Genomic DNA, 19,592 nt, shown 5'->3' with positions numbered 1-19,592 from the left:
TCAAAATGGGAGTCTTGAACATGAAAAAACTGACCGTCATGCTTGCCACCGTTGCGGGACTGGCAATTTCCGCCGGAAATGCCGTGGCCGACTCGACCCTGAAAATGGTCGAAGTCATCACCAGCCCGCCGCGCACCGAATTCCTGAAGAAGCAGATCGCCGAATTCGAAACCGCCAATCCGGGCATCAAGGTCGAGCTGATCTCGCTGCCCTGGGGCCAGGCGTTCGAGAAATTCCTGACCATGGTGCAGGCCGGCGATACGCCCGACATCGTCGAAATGCCGGAACGCTGGATGGGGCTCTATGCCAACAATGCCCAGCTCGAGGATCTCGGCCCCTATATGGCCAAATGGGATGACGCCAAGACGCTGGGCGACCGCGCCAAGCAGTTCGGCTCGACCGTCAACAACACCCAGTTCATGATCCCCTACGGCTACTATGTGAACGCGCTGTTCTGGAATAAGAAACTGTTCAAGGAAGCCGGCCTCGATGGCCCGCCGGCGACGCTCGATGATTTCATCGCCGACGCCAAGAAGATTTCCGCGCTCCCGGGGAAGTACGGCTACTGCCTGCGCGGCGGGCCGGGCGCCTTCAACGGCATGCACATGTTCATGAACATCGCCGCCGGCAAGGGCGGCTACTTCAACGAGGATGGCACTTCGACGATCAACGAAGAAGGCTCGGTCAAGGGCCTGCAGATGCTGGCCGACATGTACAAGGACGGACTGGCGCCGAAGGATGCGGTGAGTTGGGGTTTCAACGAAACGGTCACCGGCTTCTATTCCGGCACCTGTGCCATGCTCAACCAGGATCCGGACGCGCTGCTCGGCATCGCCGACAAGATGAGCGCCGACGACTTCGCCGTGGCGCCATTGCCGGTCGGGCCGAGCGGCAAGTCCTATCCGACGCTGGGTTATGCCGGCTGGGCGATGTTTGCCAACTCGCAGCACAAGGACGACGCGTGGAAGCTGATGGCGACGCTGCTCTCGCCGAAGGACAATCTGGAATGGGCCAAGGAAGTCGGCGTTGTCCCGATCCACAACGGCGCCGACCAGGATCCCCATTTCAAGACGGAGCAGTTCAAGGGCTGGTTTACGGAGCTCAGCGACAGCTCCAAATATGAAATGGTCACCCCGCCGACGCATCTGGAGAACCTCGGCAATTTCGTCGACCAGGTGGCGATCAAGAATTTTCAGGAAGTGCTGCTTGGCCAGAAGACGGCCAAGGACGTCGCCGACCAGTGGGCTGCCTTCCTGACCAAGGAACAGCAGGATTGGCTGGCGAAGAACAAGAAGTAGCTCTTCTTTCCTTCTCCCCCGTTCACGGGGAGCAGGTGTCACGAAATGACGGATGAGGGCAGCACTAGCTTCTGCCAGGTTAGCGCTGCCCCTCATCTGTCTACGGCATCTTCTCCCAGTTTCACGGGGAGAAGGACACTCTCCGCCAGCCGACGTCCAGGAGTGACCCCTAAACCAATGACCTATGCCGTGTCCGAAATACGATCCGCCGGCCAGCCGCGCCGCAAGCGGTTATCCCACGCCGCAATCGAGCCATGGCTCTATCTCAGCCCGGCGATCATCCTGCTGGTCGTGGTGCTTCTGGTGCCGCTGGTCATCGGCATCAGCTACTCCTTCCGCAAATTCTCGGCGTTCAAGTCCGAATATGTCGGGCTTGGGCAGTATCAGGCGATGCTGTCGGATCAGGTGCTGGGGCAGGCGCTGGTCAACACGTTGTGGTGGACCGTCGCCAGTCTGTTTTTCCAGTTCTTCCTCGGCCTCGGCCTGGCGCTGCTGCTCGACAAGCCGTTTCGCGGCCGCAAGGCCGTGCAAGCCCTGGTGTTCCTGCCCTGGGCGGTGCCGTCCTTCTTGTCGGGCCTGACCTGGGCCTGGCTGTTCAATCCCATCATCGGCCCATTGCCGCACTGGTTGTTTGCGTTGGGGCTGAAAGCCCAGCCGACCAATGTGCTGTCCGATCCGTCAACCGCCATGTGGGGGCCGATCGTCGCCAATATCTGGTTCGGCATTCCGTTCTTCGCCATCACGCTCTTGGCAGCGCTGAAATCCATTCCATCGGAACTGCATGAGGCGGCGGCCATCGACGGCGCTTCGCCCTGGCAGCGCTTCACCAAGGTGACGCTGCCGTTTCTGGCGCCGACCATCGCCATCACCGTGATGTTGCGCACCATCTGGATCGCCACCTTCGCCGACCTGATCTTCGTCATGACGGAGGGCGGGCCAGCCGGCTCGACCAACACGGTGCCGGTCTACATCTATGTCAGCGCCTTCAAATCGCTGGACAAGGGCTATGCCTCGGCGGTGGCGGTGCTGCTGCTCGTCCTGCTCATTGCTTATGCGATTGCGCTGATCGGTATCCGCCGCACCCTGGTGAGGCACGTCTGATGATCGCAGGACGCTCAACCTCGCAGCGCTTCTTCGGCGGCATCGGCCTCTACGCGGCAATCGCGGCCTACGTGCTGTTTGCCCTGTTCCCGATCTACTGGACGCTGAAGATCTCGGTCACGCCGGAGCGGCTGCTCTATTCCGAAGGCATCACGTTCTGGCCGTCGCAGATGACGTTGCAGAATTTCGTCACCGTGCTCGAGGCCACCGATTTCCCGCGCTATTTCCTCAACAGCGTCATCGTATCGGTATCGACGGCGGCATTGGTGACAATCATCGCCACGCTCGCCGGTTATGCCATGTCGCGCTTCACCTTTCGCGGCAAGGCGGCACTGGCGCTGATGTTGCTTTTGACCCAGACCTTTCCGCTGGTGATGGTCATTCCGCCGATCTACCGCGTGATGGGTCAGATCGGCCTGATCAACAGCCTGACCGGGCTGATCATCATCTACACCGCCTTCAACACGGCCTTTGCCACCTTCCTGATGCAGTCCTTCTTCGACGGCATCCCAAAAGATTTGGAGGAGGCCGCGATGATCGACGGCTGCACCCGAGCGCAGGCGATGCGCAAGGTGATCGTGCCGTTGACGCTACCGGGCATGGGCGCAACGCTCGGCTTCGTCTTCACCGCCGCCTGGAGCGAGCTTCTGTTCGCGCTGATGCTGATTTCCAGCGACGACCAAAAGACCTTTGCCGTCGGCTTGCTCACCTTCATCGGCAAGTTCGCCGTCGACTGGGGACAGATGATGGCGGCGTCCATCCTGGCGCTGATCCCGGTCTGTATCTTCTTCGCCTTCCTGCAACGCTATCTCGTCACCGGCCTGACCGCCGGCGCCGTCAAAGGATAGATCGATGGCCTCTGTTACGCTCGAAAAGGTCCGCAAGGACTATGGCGCCGTCCGCGTCCTGCACGCGGTCGACCTTGAAATTGCCGATGGCGAGTTCGTCGTCCTGGTCGGGCCGTCAGGCTGCGGCAAGTCCACGCTTTTGCGCATGATCGCCGGGCTGGAGGAGGCTTCCGGCGGCGAGATCCGCATTGGCGAGCGGCTGGTCAACGACGTCGCGCCGAAGGACCGCGACATCGCCATGGTGTTCCAGTCCTATGCGCTCTATCCGCATATGGACGTGTCGACGAACATGGGCTTCAGCCTGCTCCTGAAGAAGGCGCAGAAGACGACGATCGACGCAAGGGTGGACGGCGCGGCCAAACGGCTCGGGCTCGAGACGTTCCTGCAACGCCTGCCGCGGCAGCTCTCCGGCGGCCAGCGTCAGCGCGTCGCCATGGGCCGTGCCATCGTTCGCGATCCCAAGGTCTTCCTGTTCGACGAGCCGCTGTCGAACCTCGACGCAAAACTGCGCGTCCATATGCGCGCCGAGATCAAGGCGCTGCACCAGCAGCTGAAGACGACATCGGTTTATGTCACGCACGACCAGATCGAGGCGATGACCATGGCCGACCGGATCGTCGTCATGCATGACGGGCTGATCCAGCAGGTCGGCGCGCCGCTCGATCTCTATGATCGGCCGGCCAACATGTTCGTCGCCGGTTTCATCGGCTCACCGGGCATGAATTTCCTGCCGGCGACGGTTCGGGAGGGCACTACCCCGGAGGCCGTGCTGGCCGATGGCCAGGCGTTGCGGCTGCCGGAAGGCCTGCCGCTCAAGGATGGTGACGCCATCACCGTCGGTTTGCGGCCCGAGCATATCAAATTGGCGGATGACGGCGCGTTGAAGGGCGAGGTGGGGGTGGTCGAGCCGCTCGGGCTTTCGACGCAGTTCTACGTCAAGCTGGCCAGCCAGCAGCTTTGCGTCTTTGCCATGGGCCGTGCCGGCGTGAAGCCCGGCGACGAGGTACGGTTGGCGGCCGAACCACACCAGCTGCATCTATTCGATCCGAAGAGCGGTGAGCGCATCGGCTGAGGGGACTCAGCCAGGGCGGATGCGGGCAGCCGGATCAGGCGCAGTTATCGGGCGGGAATACACGGTAACGCTACATTTCAATTGGATAAAATAGCGGAACGTCCAAGAGACATTTCCGGAACCTAACAGGACCGCTTGGACCTTTGCGCGTAGAGCACAAGACCTTAGTCCCGCCGTCTTCTCAAAAGAACGGAGGTTATTTCGCCACGAACTAGGCCGCCGTCGGAGCTAGTCAACACCGACGGCGGCACCTGCAATATGGGTGAGTGGGTTGTGTGCGGATATGGTGTGATCGCGGAAGGTGATTGTAAATCGCTAACCGCGAGGGCTTCTTTTAGACAGCGGCGAGCTGTCCAACGGGTTCTCAGCCGACTTGGCCGATCGCCGCTCCTTCAGCCACAGGGACTTCTTTCTCCTTGCCAGGTTCTCGTCTCGAACGCTGTCTTCGGCGGTCACTCCGCCATGCATCGCGGCAATCACGTAGTCGGCTCTGTTGGTTCGAAAGTCGCCTTTTTGTACGGACATCGTTTTCTCCCAGTGCGAGGCATTTCCCCCCTTTTTGCCTGACGCTGAAACTAACTGCCTATCCGTGGCGCAAGTCTACCAATCGGCGATTGTATTAAAACGATACACTCAGCAGGTATGGTGATGGCACGATCGCACGAGAGGAGCCCATGCCGGCGGGGCTTCTTCATTGACCCGGTTGTGATCCTTGCGGGGGTGCCGCGGCGGGAGGGGCCGGAGCCTGCGGTGCGGGTTCCGTGGAAGGCGGGGCGGGGCTGTCAGGCTGAGGTGCAGGCTGTGCGGCCTCTTCCTCAGTCAGAACCTGGTCAGTCCTGGCCTTGATCTCATCGGCCGTCTGCTGGCTTATTAGCCCGTTGCTGACGGCGAAACCAGCAGCCAGAGCGACAAGGGCTGCAATGATTGCAGCTTTCAACTTCTTCGACATCCATAGGCGCCTTGTTCGTGACACCCAACCCACGGCCAAGGGTGCCGCAACCATGGCGAAGGGTCAATCCTTTGGCTGGAGTCTCTGCTCGGATGCAACGAAATCAATTGGCTACAAACGAAAAACGCCGCCCATTGGGCGGCGTTTCGGCATTGCAGCGGGAAACCCAGATTACTTGATCTTGGTTTCCTTGAATTCGACGTGCTTCTTGGCGACCGGGTCGTACTTGCGGAACGACAGCTTGTCGGTCTTGGTGCGGCTGTTCTTGCTGGTCACGTAGAAGAAACCGGTGTCGGCGGTCGACAGAAGCTTGATCTTGATGTTTGCGGCTTTGGCCATGATATCAGTCCGTTTGTTCGTGGGGTTTTGGCCGCTGGAGCACGGGGAAACACCCGGACGCGGGAAACTTAGCGCGACACATAAAGAACGCGCCCGGAAAGTCAAGCCCGGCAAGCCTCGTGCGATCCGCCTGAGCCTGCTGGTGAACGGAAATCATGCGGTTTCTGTCGCCGGTGCAGCAACCTTCTTCCAGTCTCCGGTCGTGTTCCACCAGCGATTCGGATTGGCGCGGTCGTCCAGCCCCTTGGAACGGCTGGCGAGAATCGGTTGAATGCGGATCACCGGTTCCTGATAGGAATGTGCTTGGAAAATCGCCTCGACGACACGAGCGGCCAGCGCCTGATCGTCCGGCAGTTCGAAGGAAACCTCGACCGTGCCGGGCCGCCGTCTCAATTCGGTTTCGGCGCCGGCGGCCGCACCGTCAAGCGGCCTGTAGCGTTCGATGCCGTGCGCCGACTGATAGGCATTGCGGTCGTATTTGCCCATGGCCAGCGGCGCAATCGCCACCACGGCATCCATGATGCGGTCGACGTCGGCGGCCGGAGCCTGGAACGTTACGAGCAGAAGCAGTGTCATTCGTAGCGATGTGGTTTCAAAGCCGCTGTCGATCATGGAAGTGTCCTCGAGTGTTTTGGGACGCCTTTTTAGCCCTGTGCTCCTGACACGGTTCTGTCAGCAGCCTGTCTCCGTGCCGTGCCAAATGCATGGCTGGCCACAGTCGCGCTACAGCAGGATCTTGCGAACCAACCTGACGGCGACCAAAGCGATATAGGCGGCGAAGAACAGGCCGAGCGACCAGCCGAAGCCGGACGGGCCGAACGCATCCATGCCGATGCCGATCGCCTGCGGGCCGAGCACCATGCCGACGCCGTAGCACAGCACGAAGGCGGCGTTGGCCGACGCCAGTTCATGGCCGGAAAGCTGCGAGCCGAGATGGGCAAGGCCGATCGTGTACATGGCAGCGACAACGCCGCCCCAGACGAACAGAAGCGCGGCCATCAAATGCCAATTCTGGGCGAAGAAGGGCATGAAGACGGTGCCGATCAGACCGACCGTGGCGCAGGCAATCAGCAGGTAGCGGCGATCGCTGACGCGGTCGCTGATCATGCCGATCGGGATCTGCAACAACACATTGCCGAGGCCGATCATGGTCAGCAGAAGGGCCGCATCGGCCTCGGAATAGCCGATTCGGCTGCCATAGATCGGGAACAGCGCAAAGCCGCCGGTTTCCACCGCGCCGAACACCAGCACGGCAGCGGTCGCCGACGGCACCAGCCAGATGTAGCGCAGGAAATTGCTGGTTTCGCCATCCGAGGCGATCGACGGGCTCTCGTTGCGTGCTGCCAGCACGGGTATGGCCGCCAGCGTCACCAACGCGATGATGACGCCGAACGGCCTGAAGCCGGAACTGCCGAGATGGGCGAACAGCCACGGCCCCGCGGCAAAGCCGAGCGACAGAACCGTGGCGTAGATGCCAAGGACAAGGCCGCGCCGGTGCGGCGGCGCCGAGGTGCTGATCCAGAATTCAGACAGGATGAACAGCACCGTCAACGCGATGTGCAGCACGATGCGCAGCGGAAACCACATCCAGAAATCGGGTGCGAAATGGAAGCCGACAAAGGCCAGCGCGCCGGCGGCGATCATGGCAATCATGGTCCAGGCGACGCCGAAGCGCATGGCGAGCGGTGTCGCCAGCGGCGCGCCGGCGATCGAGGCAAGGCCGGCGACGGCGGTGTTGAGGCCGATCATGGAGGCCGAATGGCCGCGTGTTTCGAGGATGACGCTGAGCAATGGCATGCCAAGGCCGATGGCGATGCCGACGACGCTGATCGACGAGATCGCCGCCACCATCGGCAGCCAGTGTACGCGTTCGTCGCCCTGTGATTGGGTATCGACCGTCATGGGGATGCTGAATACTCTGTCTGTTTGATCTTACGCAATTCCGGACGGAAAACCGCGTCACACTTTTCCTGGAATTGCTCTAGAGAAGTTCGCGGGTGAAGCGGTTGTGGACAAGCCGGTAAAAGGGCACGGGACCGCCCGGACGCAACAGCGGATCATGGGCGAGGCGCTTTTGCAGCTCGTCCACGATCATTCGGGTGATGTCGGGTATGTCGGCTTCCCTGGCCTTGGCAAGCGGCAACCAGACCAACTCTTCAAGTTCGTTGGTCGGGCCGCCACCGGGCAGTTCGACCGCGACGTCGTCACGCCAGGCGCTGAAGAAACGGGTGTCAAAGCGGCGCACCCGGTTGGGCGGCGTGATGGCACGCGCGACGAAGCGCAGCATATCCAGGGAAGGTTGCACGCCGTGCTCGGCAAAACCTTGCCAATCGGGCCTGGCGGTGGCGAAAGCGCCTTTGCGGCCAATCAGCAGTCCGGCTTCCTCATAGGTTTCTCGGATGGCCGACAAGGCGATGGCGCGGGCTCGTGCGGCACTTGTGCGGCCCGGCCCGGCGATCAGCCTGGCTTCCTGCTCCGGGTGCAATGCGGCGGCGACCGGGATGCGGCTGTCGGCCGGATCGGTGCGGCCGCCGGGAAAGACGAACTTGCCCGGCATGAAGGCGTGGCCGGCATGGCGGCGGCCCATCAGAACCAGCACGTCATCGCCCTTGCGGTCGAGCAGGATCAGGGTTGCCGCGTCGCGCGGGCGAATTGGCTGGTCGCTATGGGCGATCATGCTCCGCTCGATCTTGTCGACTTCCGCCTTGGTCATACCGTCCATGCGCAGGACCTAGCGGAAACTTCTGGCAAGCGAAAGTGGCCTTTCACGGTCGGTATGTTGCGCCAGGCCGCATTCTTGGCTGCGACTCAGGCTTCGGGATGCGGCTCGATCACGTCGTGTTCGCCGCCGAAGCCGTGCATATAGAAGGCCCATTGCAGTCCGATGACGGCGCCCTTGACCGGTTGCAGCAGCGCGACCGAGAGAAGGATGGTCAGCGGCACCCAGATGGCGATGTGCTGCCAAGTGGACAGAGTGGACGTCGCCTCTACGCCCATGAAGGCGCCGAGCACGATGTGGCCGACGATGACGATGACGAGATAGGCAGGCAGGTCGTCGGCGCGGTGGTGATGCAGTTCCTCGCCGCAGACACTGCATGTGTCGACGGTCTTGGTGAAAGCGCGAAACAGCTTGCCTTCGCCGCAATGCGGGCAGCGGCCGAGCAGGCCACGCTTCATCGCCGTCCACAGCGGGCGGGCGGCCCGGCCCGAGTGATGTTCTCCGCCGAAAACCTGTTCTTCCACAGCTGTTGTCATCATCGTCTCCTGCCGCGCGAACCCGGTCGCGATTGCGACGCGCGGGCGCGGCCCTTGGCCTTGTGAAACGACCGCTTGGAGCCCGGCAAAGGCTTCGGGTCGGTCAACATCTCGAAGCGCATCGCGCCGGCCATCGGCGCCACCTCGATGAGTCGGACCTCGACGCGGTCCGCGAGCTGATAGCCTTTGCCCGAGCGTTCTCCGAACAGGGAGCGGGCCGTTTCGTCGTATATATAGTAATCGCCGTTCAATGTTGACACCGGGATGAAACCATCCGCGCCGTACTGCGGCAATTGGACAAATAGTCCTGATTTGGTGACGCCGGAGATGCGGGCATCGAACCGGTCGTCGATGCGCTCAGCCAGATAGGTGGCGATCAGACGGTCGACCGTGTCCCGCTCGGCCGCCATTGCGCGGCGTTCCGTGCCCGAGATCAGCACCGCGACATCTTCGAGCCGTGCCGCTTCGTCCTGCGTCAGCCCGCCCGGACCAAGTCCGAGTGCGGCAATAAGTCCACGATGCACGATCAAATCGGCATAGCGGCGGATCGGCGAGGTGAAATGGGCGTAGCGCCTGAGGTTGAGACCGAAATGGCCGATGTTCTTGGGCGAGTATTCGGCCTGGCTCTGCGAGCGCAGCACCACTTCGTTGACCAGGCCTTCATTGTCGGCGCCGCGCACGCGCTCCAGGATGCCGTTGAACTGGCTTGGCTGCATCTGCGCGCCGCGGGCTAGCGACAGGCCAAGCGTCTGCAGGAACTCGCGCAACGATTCCTGCTTGGCCAGCGAAGGCGCGTCATGGACGCGGAAGACCAGCGCCTGCTTCCTCGCCTCCAGCGTCTCGGCCGCTGCGACATTGGCCTGAATCATGAATTCTTCGATGAGCTTGTGGGCATCGAGCCGCTCCGGCACGATGACGCGATCGACGGTGCCGTCCGGCTTGAGCACGATCTTGCGCTCCGGCAGGTCGAGTTCGAGCGGCTGGCGGCCATCGCGGCCACGCTTGAGGATCGCATAGGCGTCCCACAGCGGCTTCAGCACCGTATCGAGGATGGGGCCGGTCCTCTCGTCGGGCACGCCGTCGATCGCCGCCTGAGCCTGGCTATAGGCGAGCTTTGCCGCCGACTTCATCATGACGCGATGGAAGGAGTGCCTGAGCTTGCGGCCCTCGGCCGAAAAAACCATGCGCACGGCGAGCGCCGGCCGATCCTGGCCTTCGCGCAGCGAGCAGAGATCGTTGGAGATGCGCTCGGGCAGCATCGGTACGACACGATCCGGGAAATAGACCGAATTGCCGCGCTTCAGCGCTTCGCGATCGAGCGCCGTGCCATAGCGCACATAGGCGGCGACATCGGCGATGGCGACTGTAGCGACCACGCCGCCGGGGTTCTTCTCGTCGAGATCCGGCGTGGCGAAGACGGCGTCGTCATGGTCCTTGGCATCGGCCGGATCGATGGTGATCAGCGGCAGGTCGCGCCAATCCTCGCGGTGATCAAGCGTCGCCGGCTTGACGGCTTCGGATTCGGCGATGACGTCGGCCGGAAAGATATGCGGAATGTCGTGCGCGTGGATGGCGATCATCGAGACCGCCTTTTCGCTGGTCAGCGAGCCCAGCACGTTGAGCACCTTGGCTCTCGGCAGGCCGTAACGGGACGCCCGCGCGGGTTCGACCTCGACCAGGTCGCCGTTTTTGGCGCCGTTCTGGAATTCTTTGTCGACGATCAGTTCGGGCTGGCGTCGCTCCACGGGTTCGATGCGGAAGGTGCCGTCCTGCAGGATGCGAAAGACACCGAGCACGGCATCGGTGCGCTTCTCGAAGATCTTAACCACTCGTCCGGTGTATGCCGGGCCACCCAGGGCGACATTGGTCTCGTCTGCGGGAAAGGTCTTGGCCAGGACACGGTCGCCAATGCCCGGCGCCGGTCCACCACCGCTGCGCGACAGGCGGATGGAAACGATGGGTGGCGGTCCATTGGCTGTGTGTTCGGTGGGGCGCGCCAACAGCACGCCATCGGCGTCACGATCAAAAATATCGAGGACTGTGACATGGGGCAGGGCACCGACGCGGGCCAACCCCTTGCGCTCCTTGGTCAGGACGCCTTCGTCCTGCAGGTCGCGCAGGATGTCCTTCAGCCAGATGCGGTCGTCGCCGCGCAGCGCAAACGCCTTGGCAATGTCGCGTTTGCCGGCGCGATCGGGATTTTCGGCGATGTAGCGCAGGATTTCGTCACGCGACGGCCGATAGTCGTCCTTGACCTTGGCCCTCGTGTCGGCGGTGCGCGGATCGCCGTGGGTTCTACCGGTGATCTTGCGCGCCACGCTGCCCTATCCTTTTTTCTTCGCGGCCGGCTTCTTCGCAGCCGGCTTCTTGGCGGCTGCTTTCTTGGTTGCCGGGGCCTTGGCCGCCGCTGCCTTGCGGAACGGCTTCTTGCCGCCGCCGCCCTTGGCTTCCTTCTCGGCAATCAGCGCCAGCGCGTCCTCGATGGTCACCGACTGTGGATCCCTGCCCTTGGGCAGGGTGGCGTTGACCTTGCCGAAATTCACGTAAGGTCCGTATTTGCCGTCGCGCACGACGATCATGCCGCCGCCATCGGGATGGTCGCCAAGCTCCTTGAGCGCAGCGGCAGTGCCGCCATTGCGTCCGCCCTTGCCCTTCAACTGCTTCTCGGCGATCACCGACACGGCGCGGTTGAGGCCGATCGAGAACACGTCCTCGATGCTCTCGAGATTGGCATAGGTGCCGTCATGCAGCACGAACGGACCGTAGCGGCCGAGCCCGGCCGAGATCATCTTGGCCGTTTCCGGATGCTGGCCGACATCGCGGGGTAGCGACAGCAGCGCCAGCGCCTTTTCGTGATCGATCGATTCTGCCGTCCAGCCCTTGGGCAGGCTGGAGCGCTTGGCTTCCTTGCCGTCGCCGCGCTGCAGGTAGGGGCCGAAGCGGCCGCTCCGCAGCGTGATTTCCTCTGACGTGTAGGGATCCTTACCGATGACCTTGGTGCCGTCCTCGCCGCCGCCATTCTCGCCATTCGGATTGGCGGCGTCGCCGAGCTGGCGGGTGAAGGAGCATTCGGGATAATTGGAGCAACCGACGAAGGCGCCGAACTTGCCGAGTTTCAGCGACAGATTGCCGGTGCCGCATTTCGGGCAGATGCGCGGGTTCGAACCGTCTTCGCGCGCGGGGAACACCAGCGGCGCCAGCTCTTCATTCAGCGCGTCCAGCACGTCGGTGACGCGCAGTTCCTTGATGTCGGCGACGGCACCGGAAAAATCCTTCCAGAAATCGCGCAGCACGTCCTTCCAGGCGAGCTTGCCGTCGGAAATCTCGTCGAGCTTCTCTTCCAGAGATGCCGTGAAGTCGTACTCGACATAGCGCTTGAAGAAGCTTTCGAGGAAGGCCGACAGCAGCCGGCCCTTGGCCTGCGGCACCAGCCGGCGCTTGTCGATGGTGACATAGTCGCGGTCTTCGAGCGTCTTCAGGATCGCCGTATATGTGGAAGGCCGGCCGATGCCGAGTTCTTCCAGCTTCTTGATTAGCGAAGCTTCCGAATAACGCGGCGGCGGCTCGGTGGTGTGCTGGGTGGCATTGATCGCCTGGCGGGCAAGCTGCTCGCCGGCGCGGATTTCGGGCAGCCGACGGTTTTCCTCGTCTTCCGCATCGTCGTCCTTCTGGTCGGTGTAGGCGGCGATGAAGCCGTCGAAGCGAACGACCGAACCGATAGCACGCAGCTCCGCGGTGCGCGATCCGTTGACCGCTTCGATCTCGGCGGTGGTGCGCTCGATCTCGGCGGACTGCATCTGGCTGGCGATGGCGCGCTTCCAGATCAGCTCATAGAGCCGCATCTGGTCGGAATCGAGATATTGCCTGACCGATGCCGGGGTGCGCATGAAATCCGTCGGGCGGATCGCTTCGTGCGCTTCCTGGGCGTTCTTGGCTTTGGCCGTATATTGGCGCGGCTTTTCCGGCAGGTATTTTGCGCCGAATTCCTTGGCAATGGCGTCGCGTGCGGCGTCGATCGCCTCGGGTGCCATCTGCACGCCGTCGGTTCGCATATAGGTGATGAGACCTGTGGTCTCGCCGCCGATCTCCATGCCTTCATAGAGACGTTGCGCCACCTGCATGGTGCGGCTGGCCGAGAAGCCGAGGCCCGATGAGGCGGCCTGCTGCAGCGTCGACGTGGTGAAGGGCGGGCCGGGATTGCGCTTGGTCGGCTTGGCTTCGACCGACACCGCCTTGAAGGTCGCGCCTTCGAGCATCGACTTGATGTCGTCGGCCTGCGCCTTGTTGGAAATATCGAGCTTTTGCAGCTTCTTGCGATCGAACGCCGTCAGCCGCGCTTCGAAATTCTCGTTGCGCGGCGTGCCGAGCAGGGCGGCGATCTGCCAGTATTCCTCGCGGATGAAGCGCTCAATCTCGGATTCGCGGTCGCAGACCAGGCGCAGTGCAACCGACTGGACGCGTCCGGCCGAGCGGGCGCCCGGCAGCTTGCGCCACAGCACCGGCGACAGCGTGAAGCCGACGAGATAATCCAGCGCCCGGCGGGCGAGATAGGCATCGACCAGCGGCGCATCGATCTGGCGCGGATTGGCCATCGCCTCCAGAACCGACGATTTGGTGATGGCGTTGAAGACGACGCGGCTGACCGGCTTGTCCTTCAGCGCACGCTTCTGCTTCAGCACTTCCAGCACATGCCAGGAAATCGCCTCGCCTTCGCGATCCGGATCGGTGGCGAGGATCAGGCCGTCGGCATCCTTGACCGCCTTGGCGATGTCGGCGAGGCGTTTGCCAGAGGCGGTGTCGACCGCCCAGGACATGGCGAAATCCTCATCCGGACGCACCGAGCCATCCTTGGCCGGCAAATCCCTGACATGGCCGAACGAGGCCAGAACCTTGTAGTTCTTGCCGAGGTATTTGTTGATTGTCTTCGCCTTGGCCGGCGATTCGACGACGACGACGTCCATGAGGTCTCATATCAGCTGTGGTGCGGCAGAAGAATTCCGCTGCGCGCGACGAAATCTCGTTCTATTTGTCGCTCACATGGCCGCGCTTTTGCATCCGGTCAAGGGGAAGCGCCCAAATTGCGGGCCGGTCCGCAGCAATACACTCTAAGAGTGTATGGAGAAAATCACAGAATTTTGGGAAGGGAGATGTGGTGCCGAGCCGGCGAAAATGACCTGGTTTCACTTTTCCACCGAGTCGCGGAGTGACGGCCGGGAATAGCGTCGGTTCGACGCCAGAACGGCTGATTGATGCTGGCCGCCGGCGGCATGAAGCGATGCCCGGCGACCAGTCAGCAGGCGGGACTGGGATAGAGTGGCTTAGTCGGCCTTGACGATGTGCCAGACTTCGCCGACGCCGTCGCCGGTCACGTCGCCGGGCTTCTTGTCCTTTATGAAGGTGTAGACCGGCTTGCCGTCATAGGCCCACATCTTGGTGCCGTCGGTGCGGTCGACAACGGTCCATTCGTCATCCGCCTTGGCGCCGGCTTCGGCCTTCAGCGGCGGCCAGTTGGTGGCGCATTTGTCGTAGCAGTTGGTCTTGCCCTTCTCGTCCTTGTCATAGGTGTAAAGCGTCATGCCGTTGGCGTCGGTGTAGATCTTGGTGCCATTGACCTCGGCTTCCTTCCACGCGTCGGCGGCGAAGGATGCGGCTGTGCTGAGCAGAAGCGCTGCCAGTCCTGCGGTTATGGTTTTCATGGAAATCTCCCTGACTGATATCTGGAGACGCGCGGGAAATCGCGGCCTCACAGCATCAACGCCTGCGGGCTGTGGTTTCTTCCTGGCAAGTGGGTCGGGCAATGGATGATCTTGCCAACACAATGGTGATTGGTGGACAAGGCTGCGCGTCGCTATATCGGCGTCACGGCATTGGAGTTCTTGGAAATGGCATTGGACATCGGCTATGTCAGCGCGATCGGGGCGGGAGCCATCTCGTTCCTGTCGCCTTGCGTGCTGCCGCTGGTGCCGCCCTATCTCTGCTACATGGCCGGCGTCTCGGTCGACGACTTCCGCGGCAATACGGGGGCGGCTGCAAAGGAAGGCGCACGCGGCGCGCTGCTCTTTTCCTCGATCGCCTTCGTGCTCGGCTTCTCGACCGTCTTTGTCGCGCTGGGCGCCGGCGCCTCGACCATCGGCCGGTTGCTGCGCGTCTGGCAGGAGCCGCTGGCAATGGGCGCCGGTGTGCTGATCATCCTGATGGGCCTGAATTTCCTCGGCATCCTGCGCATTCCGCTGCTGTCGCGCGAGGCGCGCTTCCAGTCGCAGGGCAAGCCGGCAAGTGCCGTCGCCGCCTATGTCATGGGGCTGGCTTTCGCCTTTGGCTGGACGCCCTGCATCGGCCCGGTGCTGGGGCCGATCCTGACGCTGGCAGGTGGCCGCGAAACGGTGGGCGAGGGCGCGCTGCTGCTCGCCGCCTATTCGCTCGGGCTGGGCATCCCATTCCTGATCGCCGCACTGTTTTCCGGCGCCTTCATGCGCTTCCTCGGCAAATTCCGCGTCCATCTCGGCCGTGTCGAAAAGGCGATCGGCGCGCTGCTGGTCGTTGCCGGCGTGTTTTTCCTCACCGGCGGCGTGCAGACCGTTTCCTACTGGCTGCTGGAGAATTTCCCGGTGCTGGGGCGGCTGGGGTAGCGGCGGGCAAATGCCCAGGCTGAGCCCAGGATCGAACTGTGGACCCGCTGATTAAAAGTCAGTTGCTCTACCATCTCACCGGAATTTAACCGCATTGGTGCACCATGGCGGCACTGCTATCCTGTCTTGATTCCCAACCCTTTTCATACGGTTGTCCGTCCATGAGCCAGAGATCCTGCCTGTCCGTCATCCTCGCCGCCGGCGAAGGCACGCGCATGAAGAGCGTGCTGCCGAAGGTGCTGCACCAGATCGCCGGGCTGCCGATGGTCGCCCATGTGGTGAGGGCGGCCGAAGCTGCCGGCGCCGGCAGCCAAGCGTTGGTGATTGGACATGGCGCGGAAGAGATGCGCAAGGCGGCGGCGAAATTCGCTCCAAAGGCTGAGACCTTCGTGCAGGACAAGCGCATCGGCACCGCGCATGCCGTGCTGGCCGCGCGCGAAGCGATATCAAAGGGTCATGACGATATTCTCGTGATGTTTGGCGACACGCCGCTGATCGGCGCCGATGCGCTGACGGTGGCGCGGCTGAAACTGGCGGAAGGTGCTGCCGTCGTCGTGGTTGGCTTCCGTCCTCCCAGTCCGACCGGCTATGGCCGGTTGATCGAAAAGGACGGCAAGCTGGTCGCCATCCGCGAGGAAAAGGATTGCTCCGAGGAGGAGAAAAAAATCGGCTTCTGCAATGCCGGGATGATGGCGGTAGCCGGCGCCCACGCGCTGAGGCTGCTCGACGCGGTCGGCAACAAGAATGCCAAGGGCGAGTACTACCTCACCGACATTGTCGAGATCGCCAGTGCGCGAGGCCTTGACGTGGTCGCCACCGAAGCCAGCTTCGAGAGCGCGCTCGGCATCAACAATCGCGCCGAACTGGCGCAAGCTGAGGGTATCTGGCAGGCGCGTCGCCGACACGAAGCGATGCTGTCGGGTGTGACGCTGATTGCGCCGGAGACGGTGTATTTCTCGCACGACACCGAGATTGGCGCTGACACCATCGTCGAGCCCAATGTCTGGTTCGGCCCGGGCGTGAAGATCGCCACGGGCGCCAAGATCCATGCGTTCAGCCATATCGAAGGCGCCACCATTGCGTCCAATTGCGATGTCGGGCCGTATGCGCGGCTGCGGCCGGGTGCGGATCTCCGGAACAAGGCCAAAGTCGGCAATTTCTGCGAGGTCAAGCAGGCCGTTATCGAGGAGGGCGCCAAGGTCAACCATTTGACCTATATCGGCGATGCCCGCGTCGGTGCGGGAGCCAACATTGGCGCCGGCACCATCACCTGCAACTATGACGGCTATTCGAAATTCTTCACCGACATCGGCGAGGGCGCCTTTGTCGGCTCGAATTCGTCGCTGGTGGCGCCTGTCACCATCGGCAAGGGCGGCTACATCGCCTCGGGCAGCGTGATCACCGAAAGCGTGCCCGACGATGCGCTGGCCTTCGGCCGCGCCCGCCAGAAGACGATTCCAGGCAAGGGCAAGGAATTGCGCGAGCGCTTTGCTTCGGCCGCGGCTGCGAAGAAAAAGTAAGACCAGCCCGCAAAAAACCGAACGATTGCAGTAACCGGATTGCAAGAGCGGTCTGTCATGGTGCATCGACAAGAATGAGCGTTCCGTTATACGGGACGAAATGCAATGTGACTTTCGCGGCAGGCCGGCCATCCCTAAATAGCGCTGGTTTTCCACGGGGAATCGGGGGCTGTCTGCATGTGCGGTATCGTTGGAATCGTCGGCCACTCGCAGGTTGCGCCGCTCATTGTCGATGCGTTGAAGCGGTTGGAGTACCGTGGCTATGACTCGGCCGGCGTTGCCACCATCGAGCATGGCCAGCTTGCCCGCCGCCGCGCCGAAGGCAAGCTGATCAACCTCGAGCGCCGGCTCAAGGACGAGCCGCTCGATGGCACGATCGGCATCGGTCACACACGCTGGGCGACACACGGCGTGCCCAACGAGACCAATGCGCACCCGCATTTTTCCGATGGCGTCGCCATCGTCCACAACGGCATCATCGAGAATTTCGCCGAATTGCGCGAAGAACTTATCCGCGACGGCTATTCTTTTTCGTCGCAGACCGACACCGAGGTCGTGGCGCATCTGGTGGCGCGCGAACTCGCCAGGGGGCTGAAGCCGGTCGAAGCCGCGCACCAGGCGCTGAAGCGGCTGGAAGGGGCCTTCGCGCTGGCCATCATGTTCAAGGGCGATGAAGACCTGATCGTCGGCGCGCGCAACGGTCCGCCTTTGGCCGTCGGCCATGGCGATGGCGAGATGTTTTTGGGCTCCGACGCCATCGCGCTCGCACCGTTCACCAATTCGATCACCTATCTCGAAGATGGCGACTGGGCGGTGGTGCGCCGCGACGGCGTCACCATCTTCGACATCGACGGCACAAAGGTCGACCGCAAGCGCCAGCAGTCGCTTTCGACCAGCTTCATGGTCGACAAGGGCAACCGGCGCCATTTCATGGAGAAGGAAATCCATGAGCAGCCCGAGGTCATCTCGCACACGCTGGCGAATTATCTGGATTTTGTCGGCGGCGTCTCCAAGCCGCTCGACCTGCCTTTCGATTTCGCCAAAATCGACCGGCTGGCGATTTCGGCCTGCGGCACCGCCTATCTCGCCGGCCTGATTGGCAAGTACTGGTTCGAGCGTTACGCGCGGCTGCCGGTCGATATCGATGTCGCTTCGGAATTCCGTTACCGCGAAATGCCGCTGTCGAAGAACGATGCCGCCTTCTTCATCTCGCAATCGGGCGAGACCGCGGACACGCTGGCCTCGCTGCGCTACTGCCGCAAGGCGGGGATGAAGATCGGCGCCGTCGTCAATGTGCGGGAATCGACGATGGCGCGCGAATCCGACGTCGTGCTGCCGACGCTGGCGGGACCGGAGATCGGCGTTGCCTCGACCAAGGCGTTCACCTGCCAGCTGTCCGTGTTGGCATCGCTAGCCGTGCGTGCCGGCGTGGCGCGCGGGACAATCTCGAAGGAGCAGGAAAAGACCTTTGTGCGCGAGCTTTCGGAAGCGCCGCGCTATGCCAATCAGGTGCTGAAGCTCGACCATCAGATCGAAAAGATCGCGCGCGACCTCGCGCACTATAAGAACGTGCTCTATCTCGGCCGCGACACCAATTTCCCGCTGGCCATGGAAGGCGCGCTAAAACTCAAGGAAATCTCCTATATCCACGCCGAAGGCTATGCAGCCGGCGAACTGAAGCATGGCCCGATCGCACTGATCGACGAGAACATGCCGGTCATCGTCATCGCGCCGCACGACCGCATTTTCGAAAAAACCGTGTCGAACATGCAGGAAGTGGCGGCGCGCGGCGGCAAGATCATCCTGATCACCGACAGCAAGGGCGCGGCGCTGACGAGCGTCAAGACGATGGAGACGATCGTGCTGCCGGACGTGCCGGAAATCATCTCGCCGATCATCTACGCGCTGCCGATCCAGATGCTCGCCTATTTTACCGCCGTGTTCATGGGCACCGACGTCGACCAGCCGCGTAATCTGGCGAAATCGGTGACGGTGGAGTAGGCCTCATCCTTTCGTCATCCACGGGCGGAGCGGGAGCGAAGCTCCTGCGCAGACCCGAGGATCCATTCCGGGACGGTAGGGCGGATCAAAGCGGTGCAGAACTTGGCGCTACCACCCAGTCCCGCGGAAAAGCTCGAACCACTCCGGATTGGCCTTTCCGATCAGTTCGATCTTACATTGACGGGGCCAACGTTTCAGCGACTTCTCGCGCTGGATCGCATCGCGGATGTCGAAATACTCTTCGTACCAAACCAAGCGTTCTACGCCATACCGTCCAGTAAAGCGCGAACCCTCACCAGACTTGTGCTCGGGCATTCGGCGGCCAAGATCGTTTGTGACGCCAATATAGATGGTGCCGCGTTTCCGGCTCGCAGTTAAATAGACATAGCCCGTCATGAACGAAGTATAGCGGCCGAACGATCCGCCGACCATCTTGATGGGTTGCATTCTTCGGCCGACGTCACGGAATGGATTCTCGGGTCTGCGCCGCGTCGCTTCGCTCCTTGCTCCGCCCGTGGATGACGAAGGGAAGGATGTTTCGGCTAATCACGAACGTACGCTGCTTCCGTTTGGATTGCTT

General features: G+C 62.2%; 17 protein-coding genes. 7 read left to right on the top strand and 10 right to left on the bottom strand.

What is annotated here, in order from left to right:
- The first annotated feature begins 20 nt into the window (after positions 1-20).
- The 4 genes from NKJ04_RS04460 to NKJ04_RS04445 all read left to right on the top strand — a co-directional run bounded on the left by NKJ04_RS04460 (position 21) and on the right by NKJ04_RS04445 (position 4,319).
- Positions 21-1,298 carry an ABC transporter substrate-binding protein gene (locus NKJ04_RS04460; RefSeq protein WP_127296148.1) on the top strand — a complete coding sequence of 426 codons (1,278 nt, stop codon included), beginning with the start codon at positions 21-23 and terminating at the stop codon, positions 1,296-1,298.
- A 177-nt stretch (positions 1,299-1,475) separates the two neighbouring features.
- Positions 1,476-2,399, top strand: coding sequence for a carbohydrate ABC transporter permease (locus tag NKJ04_RS04455; RefSeq protein WP_023810538.1), 924 nt, complete (start codon positions 1,476-1,478; stop codon positions 2,397-2,399).
- Complete coding sequence (locus tag NKJ04_RS04450) at positions 2,399-3,247, top strand: carbohydrate ABC transporter permease (protein ID WP_352673684.1); 849 nt, start codon at positions 2,399-2,401, stop codon at positions 3,245-3,247. The genes NKJ04_RS04455 and NKJ04_RS04450 overlap by 1 nt, the downstream gene beginning before the upstream one ends.
- Before the next feature lie 4 nt (positions 3,248-3,251).
- Positions 3,252-4,319, top strand: a complete 1,068-nt coding sequence (locus NKJ04_RS04445) for an ABC transporter ATP-binding protein (RefSeq protein ID WP_352673683.1) — start codon at positions 3,252-3,254, stop codon at positions 4,317-4,319.
- 315 nt (positions 4,320-4,634) lie between these two features.
- Here NKJ04_RS04445 and NKJ04_RS04440 read toward each other — a convergent pair whose 3' ends face one another.
- The 9 genes from NKJ04_RS04440 to NKJ04_RS04400 form a co-directional block, all read right to left on the bottom strand.
- Positions 4,635-4,844: a hypothetical protein gene (locus NKJ04_RS04440; RefSeq protein WP_013531922.1), complete on the bottom strand. Its 210-nt coding sequence runs from the start codon at positions 4,842-4,844 to the stop codon at positions 4,635-4,637.
- A 595-nt stretch (positions 4,845-5,439) separates the two neighbouring features.
- The gene (gene rpmG / locus NKJ04_RS04435) at positions 5,440-5,607 is read right to left on the bottom strand and encodes a 50S ribosomal protein L33 (protein WP_006201775.1); all 168 of its coding nucleotides are present in this window, start codon (positions 5,605-5,607) and stop codon (positions 5,440-5,442) included.
- 153 nt (positions 5,608-5,760) lie between these two features.
- Positions 5,761-6,219, bottom strand: a complete 459-nt coding sequence (locus tag NKJ04_RS04430; RefSeq protein WP_023810542.1) for a YqfO family protein — start codon at positions 6,217-6,219, stop codon at positions 5,761-5,763.
- A 111-nt stretch (positions 6,220-6,330) separates the two neighbouring features.
- The gene (locus NKJ04_RS04425; protein ID WP_352673682.1) at positions 6,331-7,509 is read right to left on the bottom strand and encodes an MFS transporter; all 1,179 of its coding nucleotides are present in this window, start codon (positions 7,507-7,509) and stop codon (positions 6,331-6,333) included.
- A gap of 79 nt (positions 7,510-7,588) precedes the next feature.
- On the bottom strand, positions 7,589-8,329 hold the full coding sequence (locus NKJ04_RS04420) for an NUDIX hydrolase (protein ID WP_352673680.1): 741 nt from the start codon (positions 8,327-8,329) through the stop codon (positions 7,589-7,591).
- 86 nt (positions 8,330-8,415) lie between these two features.
- Positions 8,416-8,862 carry a DUF983 domain-containing protein gene (locus tag NKJ04_RS04415; protein WP_352673679.1) on the bottom strand — a complete coding sequence of 149 codons (447 nt, stop codon included), beginning with the start codon at positions 8,860-8,862 and terminating at the stop codon, positions 8,416-8,418.
- A complete protein-coding gene (gene rnr, locus NKJ04_RS04410) occupies positions 8,862-11,180 on the bottom strand; it encodes a ribonuclease R (protein ID WP_352673678.1) in 2,319 nt (772 codons plus the stop codon). Before rnr ends, NKJ04_RS04415 begins: the two co-directional genes overlap by 1 nt.
- Before the next feature lie 6 nt (positions 11,181-11,186).
- Positions 11,187-13,823 carry a type I DNA topoisomerase gene (gene topA / locus NKJ04_RS04405; RefSeq protein WP_352673676.1) on the bottom strand — a complete coding sequence of 879 codons (2,637 nt, stop codon included), beginning with the start codon at positions 13,821-13,823 and terminating at the stop codon, positions 11,187-11,189.
- A 357-nt stretch (positions 13,824-14,180) separates the two neighbouring features.
- Positions 14,181-14,558, bottom strand: a complete 378-nt coding sequence (locus tag NKJ04_RS04400; RefSeq protein ID WP_128303545.1) for a COG4315 family predicted lipoprotein — start codon at positions 14,556-14,558, stop codon at positions 14,181-14,183.
- Positions 14,559-14,744: 186 nt separating this feature from the next.
- Here NKJ04_RS04400 and NKJ04_RS04395 point away from each other — a divergent pair, with 186 nt between their 5' ends.
- The 3 genes from NKJ04_RS04395 to glmS all read left to right on the top strand — a co-directional run bounded on the left by NKJ04_RS04395 (position 14,745) and on the right by glmS (position 19,012).
- Positions 14,745-15,491 carry a cytochrome c biogenesis CcdA family protein gene (locus tag NKJ04_RS04395; protein WP_352612789.1) on the top strand — a complete coding sequence of 249 codons (747 nt, stop codon included), beginning with the start codon at positions 14,745-14,747 and terminating at the stop codon, positions 15,489-15,491.
- 161 nt (positions 15,492-15,652) lie between these two features.
- Positions 15,653-17,011, top strand: coding sequence for a bifunctional UDP-N-acetylglucosamine diphosphorylase/glucosamine-1-phosphate N-acetyltransferase GlmU (glmU, locus tag NKJ04_RS04390; protein ID WP_352673674.1), 1,359 nt, complete (start codon positions 15,653-15,655; stop codon positions 17,009-17,011).
- Between the two features lie 177 nt (positions 17,012-17,188).
- Positions 17,189-19,012, top strand: a complete 1,824-nt coding sequence (gene glmS, locus NKJ04_RS04385) for a glutamine--fructose-6-phosphate transaminase (isomerizing) (protein ID WP_352673672.1) — start codon at positions 17,189-17,191, stop codon at positions 19,010-19,012.
- A 108-nt stretch (positions 19,013-19,120) separates the two neighbouring features.
- Here the strand turns inward: glmS and NKJ04_RS04380 are convergent, their stop codons facing one another.
- Positions 19,121-19,408 (bottom strand): GIY-YIG nuclease family protein, encoded by a 288-nt coding sequence (locus NKJ04_RS04380; protein WP_352673880.1) that lies wholly within the window; start codon positions 19,406-19,408, stop codon positions 19,121-19,123.
- Between the last annotated feature and the right edge of the window lie 184 nt (positions 19,409-19,592).

Source organism: Mesorhizobium sp. M0618, from assembly GCF_040320765.1.
Lineage (GTDB): Bacteria > Pseudomonadota > Alphaproteobacteria > Rhizobiales > Rhizobiaceae > Mesorhizobium.
This window is presented reverse-complemented; position numbering and strand designations above follow the sequence as displayed.

Excerpts from the sequence above, each read along its gene's own strand:
- NKJ04_RS04460 (WP_127296148.1), top strand. The coding sequence starts at position 21 with ATGAAAAAACTGACCGTCATGCTTGCCACCGTTGCGGGACTGGCAATT.
- NKJ04_RS04455 (WP_023810538.1), top strand. The coding sequence starts at position 1,476 with ATGACCTATGCCGTGTCCGAAATACGATCCGCCGGCCAGCCGCGCCGC.
- NKJ04_RS04450 (WP_352673684.1), top strand. The coding sequence starts at position 2,399 with ATGATCGCAGGACGCTCAACCTCGCAGCGCTTCTTCGGCGGCATCGGC.
- NKJ04_RS04445 (WP_352673683.1), top strand. The coding sequence starts at position 3,252 with ATGGCCTCTGTTACGCTCGAAAAGGTCCGCAAGGACTATGGCGCCGTC.
- NKJ04_RS04440 (WP_013531922.1), bottom strand. The coding sequence starts at position 4,844 with ATGTCCGTACAAAAAGGCGACTTTCGAACCAACAGAGCCGACTACGTG.
- rpmG (WP_006201775.1), bottom strand. The coding sequence starts at position 5,607 with ATGGCCAAAGCCGCAAACATCAAGATCAAGCTTCTGTCGACCGCCGAC.
- NKJ04_RS04430 (WP_023810542.1), bottom strand. The coding sequence starts at position 6,219 with ATGATCGACAGCGGCTTTGAAACCACATCGCTACGAATGACACTGCTT.
- NKJ04_RS04425 (WP_352673682.1), bottom strand. The coding sequence starts at position 7,509 with ATGACGGTCGATACCCAATCACAGGGCGACGAACGCGTACACTGGCTG.
- NKJ04_RS04420 (WP_352673680.1), bottom strand. The coding sequence starts at position 8,329 with ATGGACGGTATGACCAAGGCGGAAGTCGACAAGATCGAGCGGAGCATG.
- NKJ04_RS04415 (WP_352673679.1), bottom strand. The coding sequence starts at position 8,862 with ATGACAACAGCTGTGGAAGAACAGGTTTTCGGCGGAGAACATCACTCG.
- topA (WP_352673676.1), bottom strand. The coding sequence starts at position 13,823 with ATGGACGTCGTCGTCGTCGAATCGCCGGCCAAGGCGAAGACAATCAAC.
- NKJ04_RS04400 (WP_128303545.1), bottom strand. The coding sequence starts at position 14,558 with ATGAAAACCATAACCGCAGGACTGGCAGCGCTTCTGCTCAGCACAGCC.
- NKJ04_RS04395 (WP_352612789.1), top strand. The coding sequence starts at position 14,745 with ATGGCATTGGACATCGGCTATGTCAGCGCGATCGGGGCGGGAGCCATC.
- glmU (WP_352673674.1), top strand. The coding sequence starts at position 15,653 with ATGAGCCAGAGATCCTGCCTGTCCGTCATCCTCGCCGCCGGCGAAGGC.
- glmS (WP_352673672.1), top strand. The coding sequence starts at position 17,189 with ATGTGCGGTATCGTTGGAATCGTCGGCCACTCGCAGGTTGCGCCGCTC.
- NKJ04_RS04380 (WP_352673880.1), bottom strand. The coding sequence starts at position 19,408 with ATGACGGGCTATGTCTATTTAACTGCGAGCCGGAAACGCGGCACCATC.